At 71.8% G+C, this 12,172-nt stretch carries 11 protein-coding genes and 1 tRNA gene; 9 read left to right on the top strand and 3 right to left on the bottom strand.

Translation table 11 applies throughout. The annotated features are described in order from the left end of the window. The first annotated feature begins 109 nt into the window (after positions 1-109). The 6 genes from HMPREF9062_RS00065 (at position 110) to HMPREF9062_RS00035 (ending at position 6,141) form a co-directional block, all read left to right on the top strand. Positions 110-1,357 carry an AAA family ATPase gene (locus tag HMPREF9062_RS00065; protein WP_009409541.1) on the top strand — a complete coding sequence of 416 codons (1,248 nt, stop codon included), beginning with the start codon at positions 110-112 and terminating at the stop codon, positions 1,355-1,357. A gap of 141 nt (positions 1,358-1,498) precedes the next feature. Beyond that, positions 1,499-2,476: a DUF58 domain-containing protein gene (locus HMPREF9062_RS00055; protein ID WP_034253356.1), complete on the top strand. Its 978-nt coding sequence runs from the start codon at positions 1,499-1,501 to the stop codon at positions 2,474-2,476. Continuing rightward, positions 2,473-3,000, top strand: a complete 528-nt coding sequence (locus HMPREF9062_RS00050) for a hypothetical protein (protein ID WP_009409539.1) — start codon at positions 2,473-2,475, stop codon at positions 2,998-3,000. The genes HMPREF9062_RS00055 and HMPREF9062_RS00050 overlap by 4 nt, the downstream gene beginning before the upstream one ends. Then, positions 3,000-4,046, top strand: a complete 1,047-nt coding sequence (locus tag HMPREF9062_RS00045) for a hypothetical protein (RefSeq protein ID WP_253270615.1) — start codon at positions 3,000-3,002, stop codon at positions 4,044-4,046. Before HMPREF9062_RS00050 ends, HMPREF9062_RS00045 begins: the two co-directional genes overlap by 1 nt. Continuing rightward, a complete protein-coding gene (locus tag HMPREF9062_RS00040) occupies positions 4,043-5,206 on the top strand; it encodes a vWA domain-containing protein (protein ID WP_050795222.1) in 1,164 nt (387 codons plus the stop codon). The genes HMPREF9062_RS00045 and HMPREF9062_RS00040 overlap by 4 nt, the downstream gene beginning before the upstream one ends. After that, positions 5,203-6,141 carry a tetratricopeptide repeat protein gene (locus tag HMPREF9062_RS00035; RefSeq protein WP_009409536.1) on the top strand — a complete coding sequence of 313 codons (939 nt, stop codon included), beginning with the start codon at positions 5,203-5,205 and terminating at the stop codon, positions 6,139-6,141. Before HMPREF9062_RS00040 ends, HMPREF9062_RS00035 begins: the two co-directional genes overlap by 4 nt. 232 nt (positions 6,142-6,373) lie before the next feature. On the opposite strand, the gene mscL is transcribed toward HMPREF9062_RS00035, so the two are convergent. From mscL to HMPREF9062_RS00020, 3 genes are all read right to left on the bottom strand, one after another. Then, positions 6,374-6,790: a large conductance mechanosensitive channel protein MscL gene (gene mscL, locus HMPREF9062_RS00030; RefSeq protein WP_009409535.1), complete on the bottom strand. Its 417-nt coding sequence runs from the start codon at positions 6,788-6,790 to the stop codon at positions 6,374-6,376. Positions 6,791-6,915: 125 nt separating this feature from the next. After that, positions 6,916-7,626 carry an SAF domain-containing protein gene (locus HMPREF9062_RS00025; protein WP_009409534.1) on the bottom strand — a complete coding sequence of 237 codons (711 nt, stop codon included), beginning with the start codon at positions 7,624-7,626 and terminating at the stop codon, positions 6,916-6,918. A 244-nt stretch (positions 7,627-7,870) separates the two neighbouring features. After that, the gene (locus HMPREF9062_RS00020; protein WP_009409533.1) at positions 7,871-8,521 is read right to left on the bottom strand and encodes a 5-formyltetrahydrofolate cyclo-ligase; all 651 of its coding nucleotides are present in this window, start codon (positions 8,519-8,521) and stop codon (positions 7,871-7,873) included. A 200-nt stretch (positions 8,522-8,721) separates the two neighbouring features. Between HMPREF9062_RS00020 and HMPREF9062_RS00015 the strand changes: the two genes are divergently transcribed. The 3 genes from HMPREF9062_RS00015 (at position 8,722) to HMPREF9062_RS00005 (ending at position 11,921) form a co-directional block, all read left to right on the top strand. Further along, positions 8,722-9,933 carry a molybdopterin molybdotransferase MoeA gene (locus tag HMPREF9062_RS00015; protein WP_009409532.1) on the top strand — a complete coding sequence of 404 codons (1,212 nt, stop codon included), beginning with the start codon at positions 8,722-8,724 and terminating at the stop codon, positions 9,931-9,933. A 323-nt stretch (positions 9,934-10,256) separates the two neighbouring features. Further along, positions 10,257-11,702: a hypothetical protein gene (locus HMPREF9062_RS00010; RefSeq protein WP_009409531.1), complete on the top strand. Its 1,446-nt coding sequence runs from the start codon at positions 10,257-10,259 to the stop codon at positions 11,700-11,702. 146 nt (positions 11,703-11,848) lie between these two features. Further along, a tRNA-Ala gene (locus tag HMPREF9062_RS00005) sits at positions 11,849-11,921 on the top strand. The last annotated feature ends 251 nt before the right edge of the window (positions 11,922-12,172 follow it).

The raw sequence follows: 12,172 nt of genomic DNA, 5'->3' as shown, positions 1-12,172 counted from the left end.
CGGGGCCGTCAGGTGGGCGCTCTCCCCATCACACCGCCTGGGCCCGGCCCGACGACTCGTATAGCCTTCCCGTGACGCCCTGTCCCCACTCCGGCGCACGAGGAGTTCCATGAGCAATCAGCCAGCGCAGCCCTACGGCACTACGGCCGCTTCCGCCGGGCGCTCTGCCGCGCCGTCGGCCCCCGCCGCGCCGTCGTTCCCGTCGGCGCCCGCCGGTGCGCCGTCACGCACCGGGCGCACAGCGCGCACGCCGCGCGGCGGCGGTCTTCCGGAGGCTCCGACCGCTCCCGCCGGCAGCTCCTATCCCTCTCCGACGGCCTCCCTGCCCAGCGCCAAGGAGCTCGAGCACGAGGCCGAGCGGGCATCCCGTTCCAATGCCACTCCCAAGGCCGATATCGAGCGCGCCTCCGAGCTCCTCGGGCGAGTTAACAAGACCTTCTCCCAGCGCGTGGTCGGTCAGGAGCGCCTGCGCCTGGCCCTGACCTCCACGCTCATCGCCAGCGGTCACATCCTGCTCGAGTCCGTCCCCGGCCTGGCCAAGACGACGGCGGCTCAGACTCTGGCCGCCGCCGTCTCCGGCTCCTTCCACCGCATCCAGTGCACCCCCGACCTCATGCCCAACGACATCGTCGGCACCCAGATCCTCAACTACGCCAACGGGCAGATGACGACCCAGCTCGGACCGGTGCACGCCAACATCGTTCTGCTCGACGAGATCAACCGCTCGTCCGCCAAGACTCAGTCGGCCATGCTCGAGGCCATGCAGGAGCGGCAGACCTCCATAGGCGGCGTCGTCTACCCGCTGCCGCAGCCCTTCATGGTGCTGGCCACCCAGAATCCGATCGAGGAGGAGGGAACCTATGTCCTGCCCGAGGCGCAGATGGACCGCTTCCTGATGAAGGAGGTGCTGACCTACCCCAAGCCGGCCGAGGAGGCCGACGTCCTGGACCGCATCTCGTCGGGGGCCTTCGAGCGGGCCATCACCTCCCGGCCTATCAGCACCGACGACGTCGAGTGGCTCCAGGGCGCCGTCGAGCGCGTCTACGTCGATCCGGTCATCAAGCAGTACCTCGTCGCTGTGGTCAACACCTCCCGCGGCGGCGGTCCGCGGCCGGTGCCCGGTCTGGAGCGGCATGTGCGCGTGGGCGCCTCTCCGCGCGGCGGGATCGCCCTGATGAAGATCGCTCAGGCCGTGGCCCTGCAGGCGGGGCGCACCTACGTCACCCCCGACGACGTCGGCCTGCTGCGTCACGCCGCGCTGCGCCACCGCCTGGTGCTGACCTACGACGCCCTGGCCGACGACATCGCCCCGGAGGCCATTATCGACGCGATCTTCGCGGCGGTCCCCACGCCCTGATCGGGCACGGTCCCCATGGTCATGGCATTGAAGACGTTCGACCGCTCGGACCCGCCATCGGCGTCGCCGACGGCGTCCTCGTCCCCGCGGGCCGCGGAGTCCGCGGAGCCTCCCGGGTCCGCGGCGCCGCCCGAGCCCTCGATGGGCCGCGGTTCCCGTTTGGCGCGCGTGCGCGGCCGCCTGACGCTGCCCACGCTGCGGCGCGCCACCGGTCTGCTCGACGGACGCCATCAATCGGTCTTCCTCGGGCACGGCCAGGACTTCGACGACCTGTCGTTGTATCGCCCCGGGGACGATGTGACCGACATCGACTGGAAGGCGTCGGCGCGCATCGGCCAGCCCGTCATCAAGCGCTACCAGCGCGAGGCCAACCTGCCGCTCGTGCTGGCGGTCGACACCGGGCGCACCATGGCGGCGCAGACGCCGGCCGGCCTGGACAAGCGCGAGCTGGCGCTGGCCGTGGCGGAGATCTTCGCCTACCTCGCCCGCCTGCGCGGCGATCCCGTCGCACTGGTGGCGACCGACGCCGCCCGGGTCGTCTCGCGCCCTCCGCGCGCCGGCTCCGAGCACGCCGAGACCCTGTTGAATCTGCTCGAGCGCCATTTCGCGGACCTCACCGGTTCCGCTCCCGGGGCCCCCGCGGACGGGCGGGCGGACGCCGACCCGCTCGCTTCCGGGGCCCCCGCCTCCGATCTGGCCACTTTGCTGGACCGCGTCTCGACCTGGCACCGCCGACGCAGCCTCGTAGTCCTCATCACCGATACCGCCCACCCCGACCCGGTCCTGGTTCCCGGTGTTGTCGACCTGCTGCGCCGTCTGTCCACCCAGCACGAGCTCATCGTCGTCCAGATCGAAGACGACGATCCTCTGGCGCCCGGTCGCGGGCGCGCTCGCGATGTGGAGATGCCCGCCGAGGTCCCCGCCTTCCTGCGCGAGGACGACGTGCTCGTCGCCCGCCTGGGCCAGCAGGTGCTGGCCAGGCGCGCCGCCGTGACCGGCGCGCTGGACGCACGGCGCATCGAGCACGTCGCCGTCGTCGACGACGATTCCCTGGTCGACCGAATCGCCGACCTGCTGGCCCGCCAGCGGCTGGCCTCGTCAAGACGAAGGAGGCGATGACCGTGTCCGTCAACGCCCCCGTGCTCATGCCCATGTGGATGATCGTCGTCGCCGTCGCGGGTCTCATCCTGGTTGCGGCGTGGCTGCTGCGCTCCCTGCTCGTGACCCGGCGCGATCAGAGCCGGGAGGTGGGGGACATTCCCATGGCGCCGTCCGAGCGCGGTCAGTGGGTCGAACGCGTCGAGACCGCCGCCCGGCGCTTCACCGCCGGTGAGACCGACCTGCGCGGTCTCCACCTCGAGCTCGCCTCGGCGGTGCGCGGCTTCGCCGCCGCTCGCAGCGGCGAGGACATCACCACCGTCACGGTGCGCGAAATCCTGGACATGTCTGCCACGACCGGCCCGGATGACGTCGAGGACCGCCTCCGGCTCGTGCGCCGCCACCGGCGTCCGCTTGACGCCAACCCGCTGGGACACGTCGGTGAGCTGCTGGCAGTATGGGAGCAGCCATCGTTCGACCGTGACCCCGAGGCCGCGGCCGAGGAGGCCGTCAGCGAGGCGAGGGAGGTTGTGACCCGATGGTGATGGCGTGGCTGATGTGGGTCCTGCTCGGACTCGGCGTCCTGGCCATCGTGCTCGCGACCACCGGTGCCCTGCCGCGATTCCGGGGCGCCGGCCGCGGGCGGGCACCCCGCCGCGTCGCCAACTCCGCGGTCCTCCTATCCAGCCCGCTTGTGCGCAACCGGGTGCGTCGACGTCGGGCTCTTCACGCCGCTCTGGGCGCTCTCGTCGTCGTCGGTCTGGTGGCCGCTTCCATGATGGCGGGTCGGCCGGTGAACCGCACCGTGCGCAATAACGCCATGGCCAGTCGTGACATCGTTCTGTGCCTGGACGTGTCCACCTCGATGCTCACCACCGACGTCGAGATCCTCGACACCTTCTCCAAGATGCTGGACACCTTCGAGGGGGAGCGGGTCGCCTTGGTCGCGTGGAACACGACGGCACAGACGATGGTGCCGCTCACCGATGACTACGACCTGCTGCGCGATCAGTTCGAGGTGGCGGCCGATGCGCTGAACTTCAAGCCCACCTATCTCAACCCCTACGAGGAGAAGTACTACCAGACGTTCGGCGGCACGCTGCTGACCGACGTCGACGCCTCCTCCCTCATCGGGGACGGGTTGGCCTCGTGCAGTCTCGCCTTCGACACCAAGGTCGAGGACCGCTCCCGCTCGATCGTCCTGGCCAGCGATAACCAGGTCGTCGACCCGAGCGGGCTGCAGGTCTACGGCCTGTCCCAGGCGGCGGACCTGGCGGGTCAGGAGGACATCCGCCTGTTCTCCCTGTTCGGCTCCGACCCCACCACCGTGGACCCGAGCCTGACCGGGATGACCCTGCCCGAGGCGCGCAATGACTTGAGAACGGTGACCGAGGAGCACGGCGGGTTCTTCTACGAGGTCAGCGACCCCGGCGCCGTCGACGGGATCGTCAAGGAGCTGGAGGCCGATCAGGCCACCGAGCTGGAGGGGGAGGCCGAGGTGCGGGTGACCGACGTGCCCCAGAGCCGCGCCGCCTGGCTCGTCGTGGCGGTGATCTCCCTTCTGGTCGTCACTGCTTGGAGGCGCGCATGAGCCTGTCGTTCGAACCGATGTTCGCCGGGGGGTGGCTCCTGGTCGTTCTCGTCGTCGTGCTGCTCGCGGCGGCGCTGGCCTGGTCGGGGCAGCGTCTCCTGCGGCGCGACGCCCGCCCCGGCGCGAGGCGGACCTGGTGGCGGCGCACGGCGCTGGCGGTGGTGACGGCGGTGATCATGGCCGGACCGAGCGTGCCCGCCACCCAGGCGCGTCCGGTGTCGAACATCGAGATCTACATGGTCGTCGACCGGACCGGGTCCATGGCCGCCGAGGACTGGAACGGCGGCCCCGACAACGGCGGCGGCATCAGGCTCGACGGCGTGCGCCAAGACATGGCCGCCATCCGGGACGCCTTCCCCGCAGCCCGCTTCTCCATCATCTCGCTGGACTCCGCCGCCGCGCGCGAGCTTCCGCTGACCAACGACATCAATGCCGTCAGCTCGTGGATCAACTCCCTCCAGCAGGAGCCGACGGACCGCTCCGACGGGTCCTCCCTGGAGCGGGCTCTGCCGCCGTTGACTCAGGATCTGAGAGCCAGCTCGGAGAACACCCCGGAAGCGGCCCGGCTCGTGTACATCTTCTCAGACGGCGAGCCCACCGACGGCGGCGGCGGCGCCTCCGACGCCAAAGCCGCCGGTCTGTCGTGGGAGAACCTGAGTTCCATGCTCAGCGGCGGCGCCGTCCTCGGCTACGGCACGCCCGAGGGCGCCCGGATGCGCGAGTTCACCGTCGGCCGGACCGCCGCCCCCGACGCCGAGCCCGCGTACATCACCGACCCCGACACCGGTGAGCCCGCGGTCTCCGTGCCCGACACCGACGAGCTGCAGTCCGTGGCCTCCGGGCTGGGGGTGCCCTACTTCCAGCGGACCGGCGGCGGTGATGACGCGCCGACGAAGGACTTCACCGACGTCGATGTCACGGAAGTGTTCTCCGAGGGGCGCGAGCACTTCAACCGTCGCACCTACCTCACCTGGCCCCTCGGGGCGGTGGCCTCACTGCTGCTCGTATGGGAGCTGATGGCGCTGATCGGCGCCGACCGCGCCGCCGCGCGGCTGACCCGCTCCGGGCCGGGCGGGGCCGTGCCGGGGCCGGCGATCCCCGCCTCCCGGCCCAGGGGGACCGTTCCCGCCTCGGGAGCGCCCATGGGGGGCGCCCGATGACGACGCCGGACGTCCCCTCCACCGGAAGCGGGGTCGAGTCCCCCGCCTCGCCGTCGACCGCCTCGCCGGCCGACGGCGCTGAGGACCCGCGTCGCAGGGCGGTCCGACTGCGTCACCGACGCCGTCTGCTCGCCTGGGGTGCGGTGCCCGCGCTCCTGGCGAGCGTCATATCGATCTGGCTGGGCTTCGTCTTCCTGATGACCCTGGCGGCCAATCGCTCGGTGATCGCCCAAGACTACCCTGCGGCGGTCAGCCGCTACGAGACGGTCGCACGGGTCAACCCGTGGCTCGACGAGTGGCGCGTCCACTACAACCTGGGCACGGCCAGGCTGCTGGCCGATGACACCGATGGCGCCGTCGACGAGTTGGAGGAGGCGCTGACGAGCGCGCCGTCGGCCGGAATGATCGATGCTCAGGGCCAAGACGGGACCACGACGCAGGTTCGGGACCCGCAGGCGCCCGAGTGCCTCGTGCGCGTCAACCTCTACATGACTCACCTCGCGCGCGCGCAGAAGGCGACCGACGCGGGGGACGAGGGGAGCGCCCGGGCGGCCGAGGACGAGGCGACGGCCGCCGCGGGGGAGTGCGAGGTTCCGCCACCACCGCAGAACTCGCAGGATCCATCGGCCAGCCCGAGCACCGACCCGTCAGCTACGCCCAGCGAGGACCCGTCGGCCACGCCCAGTGAGGACCCCTCGGCCACGCCGTCGGGCTCGGCGGAGCCGAGCTCCGAGCCGACGTCCGATGAGAGCGCCGACTCGACCCCCAGCGATTCTCCGACGGATGATTCCAGCAGCACGCCGTCGTCCTCGTCCTCTCCGTCGCCGGCCTCGGCCAGTCCGTCCCCGGCCGACCCGCAGCGCGACAAGCTGCAGGACCGCAATGACCGAGCCAATGGCACCGGCAACAAGGGCGGTAACGGCCGGAAGTGGTGACCGACCGGGGTCGCGGGCACACGGTCCGGCCTCGCCGCCCCGCCCTGCGTCCGCCCGCCCCGCCACCCAGCGGGGCCGTGTTGAAAGCCCGCTATTCATCCACCGTCCGTCGTCGTCCCTGGGCCCGGGTGCGTCGGACGCGATGGGGCCCGCCGACCGTGGTCGGTCGGCGGGCCCCCGTGAGCGAGTACTCGGCGAAGCGGGTGCCGGGTCTGAGACGCGCGGGCGGTCGTCAGGCCTTCGGCCGCGGTTGCCCGGCGGAGGCGTTCGGTCGCCCGGTGGCGAGCAGGTCGCGGATCTGCACGAGCAGTTCGGCCTCGGTCGGCTCGGCGGGCTTGTCGTCCTTTGCCTTCTTCATACGCTCCTTGAACTTGTTCATCGGCAGCACGATGCAGAAGTAGACGGCGAGGGCGATGAGCAGGAAGTTGATAATGGCGGTCAGGATCGTGCCGGGCTGAACCTGCGAGTCCTTGACGTAGAACTCGAAGACATTGTCGAACGAGGGCTCGCCGACCACGCCGCTGATGACGGCCATGATGACATTGGTGATGGCGTCGACGATCGGCTTGAATGCCGCACCGATAATGACGGCGACGGCGAGTTCGAGGGCGTTGCCCTGCGAGATGAACTCCTTGAATCCCTTGAGCATGGTAGGCCTTTCCGTGGTAGGAGAGATTGTTGTAAGACCGCTCGCGCCCGGGAATGAAATGATGAGAAGGAATCGGCGACCCGGACGGGCCGCCGCCGCGACGAACGGTGGCGCTGAACAAAGAGTCAGGGACTCAGCACGACGCCAAGAGCGCCGTTCGTAGCCGCACCAACGACCAGGCTAGCGTCCGCGGCGGGAACGGCAAGAGTCACAAGTGTGACTTTGCTCGCCGTCGTCCATCTATTCTCCTCCCCCTGAGTCGTCGTCAGGACCACGCGCGCGTTTCGGCACAGGACGGCCGTCCGGGGCCCGTAGGGCGCCGCAGCATCGCCGGGACCGGGCGATGAGTCCTCCGGCGAATCCGCGGCAGTGCCCGTCGAGGAGCCGGCCGAGGAATCCGCGGGGGCCTCACCCAGTCCGGCTGACGCCTCACCCACGACGTCGACGTGGGCCCCCGGTTCGGCCAGCTGCGCCCCGACCTCGACGGGGACCTGCACCAGCCGCTCGTCGCCCCTCAGGCCGCCCGCGAGCGCTGCGCTCGTCATCGAGACCGTGAGCACCGAGCCCTCCTCCAGGGCGATCGCGGCCCGCGATCCGATGATCTCCGGGCCGGCCAGTCCGTTGGCGGGCAGCGCGTCCGATGGAAGGGAGCGGGTGGTGACGTCCTGCTCGGCGATGACTTGCCCGGCGGCGACCGCGCGTGCAACGACGAGCGCTTCCCGCCCCTGCTCGGGGCCGGGTCGGAGCACGCTGAGCGCCAGTACCGCGGCAGCGCCCAGGCACAGGGCGACGACGAGGTGACGGTGGCGCCACAGGGTTAGTGAGGGGCGGCGCATCGGCCGGCGGGACGGGGCGCGGGGAGAGCGGGAGGGGGCATCGGAGGAGCGGCTGCGTTCGGACATACCCCCACAGTGGGGCCGTGGCGTCGACGGCGCACCCGCATGGCGCTCGACCTGTGGACGCTCTCCGCAGCCGCCCGCGCGAGCGGAGTCTGTGGAGCCCGGGCATGCCCCGGGTCCGCGACGGGCCCGTCCGAGGGGGAGCGTTCGAAGCGCCGAGCGCCCCCGCGCGCGGTCCGGCTCAGCGTCCGGAGGCGAAAGCCGATCCCTTCAGCAGGAACCAGGCCTCCGAGGTGATGACGGCGTCCACGGTCTCGTCGTGCGTCTGGGTCGGCAGCGGCCCGGGAACGAGCTCGTCGTCGTAAACCATGGCGAAGACGCGGACGCCGTCGCGGCGCAGCGGGAGCATTCTGTCGTACCAGCCTCCGCCCTGCCCCAGCCGTCGACCGCCGCGGTCCACGGCCAGGGCCGGGATGACGAGCGCATCCGCCCGGGCGACCGCCTCGGCGGGCAGGGCCGCCCCACCGGGTTCAGGAGGCCGACCCGGCGCTCGTTCAGCGAGGTCGTCCGCGCCGTGGAACATCCCCCACGAGCGCGACAGGCGGGGGCCCAGCACCGGCAGCAGCACCGTGACCCCCCGTTTCTCGAGCCGGTTCAGCAGCGGCCGGGTGCATGGCTCGCACCCCACCGAGACGTAGGCGGTGACGGTGCGCGCGCCGTCGAGAGCCTCCAGGGCGTGCTCCGTCAGCGACCCGCAGACGGGGTCGTGCCCGTTCTTGCGGTGACGGTGCCTGGAGCGCCGGTGGGAGCGCAGGACCGAGCGCAGTTCCTCCTTGGCGTCCTCGACGTCCAGCAGTGTGGTCTCGGGCAGGACGACGGGCTCGCTTGTCATGGGCCCATCCTTGCAGGCCGGGACCGCGGGTGGGCCCGGAACTCCGGAAATACTCCGGGGGGATCCGCACCGCCCGCGTCCGGGTCCGGCGCTGCCCGCGCCTCTCGTCGTGCTGCGCTGCGCCGGGGACGGGGGCGGGTAGCCTGGGCTCACACGCCCGGGGCTCGGCGCCTCGGGCGGGACACGGAGGGATCAGTCCCATGCGCACCGTTGCCGAGCACCTCGCCGCGTGCCTCGAGATCGCCCGACCGGCTCCGCCGCTCGACGTCGTCCTGCTGGACGCCGTCGGATCCGTGCTGACCGAGGACGTCGTGGCCGACCTCGACCTGCCCGCCCTCGATCTAGCAGACCTGGACGGCTACGCCGTCGTCGGCGCCGACCTGTCCGGGGCCAGCGGGGCGACGCCGGTGACTTTGGAGGTCAGGGACGCCGTCCGCGCCGGCGACATGCGCCCGACGCGGCTTGTGCCCGGGACCGCCATGCTCGTCGACTCCGGAGCGCCACTACCGCTGGGTGCCGACGCCGTCGTGCCGTGGATGGACACCGACCGCGGCAGGATCCGCGTGCGGGTGGAGGCGGCGGTGCGGGCGGGGGAGAACGTGCGGCGTCGTGCCGCCGACGTCGCCGCCGGCACGACGGTGCTGCCCCAAGGGGCGCGCGTCTCGGCTCGCCATGTGGCCCTGCTGGCCGGCATCGGGCGCTCCCGCGTCAACGTCCGCCCCGCCCCGCGGGTCGTCATCATCCCGGTCGGCGACGAGCTGGTCGAGCCCGGCCAGTCGCGCGACCCGGGCGACGTGTTCGACGCCAACGGCCACGCCATGGCGTCGGCCGTCGCCGACGCCGGCGGCCGGGCCTTCCGCGTGGCCGCCGTGCCCGACGAGCCGAGCGCCCTGGCCGAGACCGTCGAGGATCAGCTCGTGCGGGCCGACGTCCTGATCACCACCGGCGGGCTGTCGATCGGCCGGGGGGACGCCGTCGAGGACGTCCTGACCCCCCTGGGGCCGGTGCGCTTCGACGCCGTCGCCATGACCCCGGGCCGCTGGCTCGGCGTCGGCACCGTGGAGAGCACGCCGATCTTCTGCCTGCCGGGCGATCCGGTGAGTGCGCAGATCGCCTTCGAGACCTTCGTGCGTCCGGCCGTGCGTCAGATCGCCGGCCGGCGGGAACTGCACCGCTCCTGTCTGCCGGCGTCGATCAGCACGGGCTGGCATTCACCGCCGGAGAAGCGCGAGTTCGTCCCGGTCCGTCTGACCGGATCGCCCTCGCGCGGCTACACGGCAGAGCCGACGTCCCCGCCCGGCACGACCCGGCTGCTGGGCCTGGCGCGCGCCAATGCGATCGCGATCGTGCCCGAGACCACGTGCACGGTCGTGGCCGGCGACGTGCTGCGCTGCCTGCTGCTGGATGCCTGAGACGTGCTGCGCTGCGGGCGCCTGCGGGGCGCGGGCCGCGAAGTCGACGGCGCGCTCGCGGACCGGGTGATCGGGTGACGGTCGCGCCGATCCAACGGGGTGCGTCCTCGCGAGCGCGGGCCGATGGCGTTCGGGCTCCGACCTTCGCGGTCGTGGCGGAGGAGATTGCGGGCGGCCCGGTCTCGTGAGGCGCCTGGGGCGAACGTGACTGTTGAGAGACAGGTGGCGTCCGGGGCTAGCCGGGTTCGTGAAGTCGGCCGGCGTTGGGTCAACACGCCGTGCTTGTGGCTGCGCCGGAGCACCGGCCCGCATACCGTGGATGCGTGAGAATCGAGGTCTGGGTGCTGGTGGCGCTCGTGGCGATTCTCTCCGTGTACCTCCTGCCGTTCCTGGTCGGGCGTCGAGAGGTGATGCGAATGTCCAACGCCGATGACCGCTACTCCTCCGAGTTGCGGGTCCTGGCCACGGGCGACGCCCTCACCTCCGATGAGGCCTGCAGCAGCAGTGGGCACGCGCAGATCTTTCGACGGCGACCGGAGGTCAAGGCGATGAACAGGCCCGCAGTCAGGAACGTGCGAGCGCTGCGCACCGAACGCGAGCTGACCCGCGCCCGACGAGCCCACGGGGAGGCGCGCGAGCGTCGCCGTGTCGCCGCCTCCCACCGCGCCCGTGTCGCCGGCATCCTGACGGGTGTCCTGCTCGGGACCGTCGCCGTATGCCGTCTGACGACCCTGCCGTGGTTGATCGTCGCGGTCCCCGCGTTCCTCCTGTGCGTCTCGATGGGGGCCGGTCGTCGGGCCGCCCGCGAGTCGGTCGCGCTCGACCGGCGCGAGCGGCAGCGGATCACCGATCTTGAACGCGAGCTGACCGATCTGACCGGCGAGCGGCCGGCCGTGCCCGGTTCCGCGGAGGCGGAGACGGACGGGGCGGCACCGTGGGCCGTGCGGAGGGAGACGAGGGGGGCTGCGCCGTGGAGCGCCGAGCCCGCGGGGGCCGCCGGGTGGCGCGCGGCCGCCGCTTCGAATGCTGCGCCCGCCGCGAGGACGACGTCGGGGTCCGAGGCCGTCGAGGCCGTGCAGGAGGCCGCGTCGAATGCCGTGGACGAGCGGGGGAGGCGGAGATCCGCACCGATGGCCGCCGTCGGTGCGGACGAAACGGCGTCACCGGCGGGGGAGTCGGTCGAGCGCCGTGCGCGGGCCGCCGCCTCCGCGGCCGAGGCCGCTGGTCCGGTCTCCTCCGTCGACGGTGCGCATGCGGCCGGCGAGGGGGGCGAGGAGTCCGATGACGGGCGGGCGTCCGAGCCGATCGAGGAGAGTTCGGCGGCCGCGGCGCACCGTCCGGCCGGTCGGGAGAACCGCAGCGGTCGAAGGATGCGGGATGAGACCGTCCAGCACTCCCTCATGACGGTGGCCTGGCCTGTCACCGAGGTGGAGGTCGAGAGCGATGCCGGAGCGTCATCGCCGTCGCACGACCGGCCGGCGGCCGGCGGATCGACTGCGTCCGAGCGGGAGGCGACGGCGCCGGCCACACCTCCGCAGGGATGGCGGCCGGTCCACGTGCCGGCGCCCACGTACACGCTCGCGGCCCGTGCGCCGCGACGCTCCTACGACGAGCTGGAGCAGGAGACCCACCCCTCGGCGCCGGTGCCCTCCCGGCCGCGCAACGTGCGGAGCCTGCCCACCGAGGGCGTGGAGAGGGAGGAGATCGAATTCCACCCCATCGACCTCGATGCGGTGCTGGAGAAGCGCCGCACCGCTGCGGGGGCCTAGGGAGTAAGGAGAGGCTGGGGAGACAGGCGCCGGAGGCGCTCTGCAGGGGGCCAGGGCGAAGGGTGCGTGGTGTCGCGGTGCCGCGACTCACGAACCGTCGGGTTGCGTGCGCGGGGCGCGCGAGTGCTACGCTTGACTTGGTCTTCGGGGCTATGGCGCAGTTGGTAGCGCGTCTCGTTCGCAATGAGAAGGTCGGGGGTTCGAATCCCCCTAGCTCCACTGGTCAGTGGCCGCCGCCGTTGAGTGGTGGTCATTTTTCGTTGGAACGGACTCCGACGGTGACGATTGCCACTCAATGCGACGTTGACGTCCGCGGGATGTCGGTGGTTAATATACTCCTCGCTGCCGTTGCCAGATGGTTTCGCTTGACGACAGGGCAGCACCGGGATTCAATGGGACTCCGCGGGACTCGCACGAGTGCGAACTCGCTGTCAGGATCTAGGATCTGCGTTCCATGTGTGTCTCGGATC

Source organism: Actinomyces sp. oral taxon 448 str. F0400 (assembly GCF_000220835.1).
Taxonomy (GTDB): Bacteria; Actinomycetota; Actinomycetes; order Actinomycetales; family Actinomycetaceae; genus Actinomyces.
The sequence above is the reverse complement of the archived record's forward strand: the minus strand, read 5'-3'. Positions and strand labels throughout refer to the sequence as shown.

What these genes read in the sequence shown, in the direction of transcription:
- HMPREF9062_RS00065 (WP_009409541.1), top strand. Translation starts at nt 110, where the DNA reads ATGAGCAATCAGCCAGCGCAGCCCTACGGCACTACGGCCGCTTCCGCC.
- HMPREF9062_RS00055 (WP_034253356.1), top strand. Translation starts at nt 1,499, where the DNA reads ATGGGCCGCGGTTCCCGTTTGGCGCGCGTGCGCGGCCGCCTGACGCTG.
- HMPREF9062_RS00050 (WP_009409539.1), top strand. Translation starts at nt 2,473, where the DNA reads ATGACCGTGTCCGTCAACGCCCCCGTGCTCATGCCCATGTGGATGATC.
- HMPREF9062_RS00045 (WP_253270615.1), top strand. Translation starts at nt 3,000, where the DNA reads ATGGCGTGGCTGATGTGGGTCCTGCTCGGACTCGGCGTCCTGGCCATC.
- HMPREF9062_RS00040 (WP_050795222.1), top strand. Translation starts at nt 4,043, where the DNA reads ATGAGCCTGTCGTTCGAACCGATGTTCGCCGGGGGGTGGCTCCTGGTC.
- HMPREF9062_RS00035 (WP_009409536.1), top strand. Translation starts at nt 5,203, where the DNA reads ATGACGACGCCGGACGTCCCCTCCACCGGAAGCGGGGTCGAGTCCCCC.
- mscL (WP_009409535.1), bottom strand. Translation starts at nt 6,790, where the DNA reads ATGCTCAAGGGATTCAAGGAGTTCATCTCGCAGGGCAACGCCCTCGAA.
- HMPREF9062_RS00025 (WP_009409534.1), bottom strand. Translation starts at nt 7,626, where the DNA reads ATGCGCCGCCCCTCACTAACCCTGTGGCGCCACCGTCACCTCGTCGTC.
- HMPREF9062_RS00020 (WP_009409533.1), bottom strand. Translation starts at nt 8,521, where the DNA reads ATGACAAGCGAGCCCGTCGTCCTGCCCGAGACCACACTGCTGGACGTC.
- HMPREF9062_RS00015 (WP_009409532.1), top strand. Translation starts at nt 8,722, where the DNA reads ATGCGCACCGTTGCCGAGCACCTCGCCGCGTGCCTCGAGATCGCCCGA.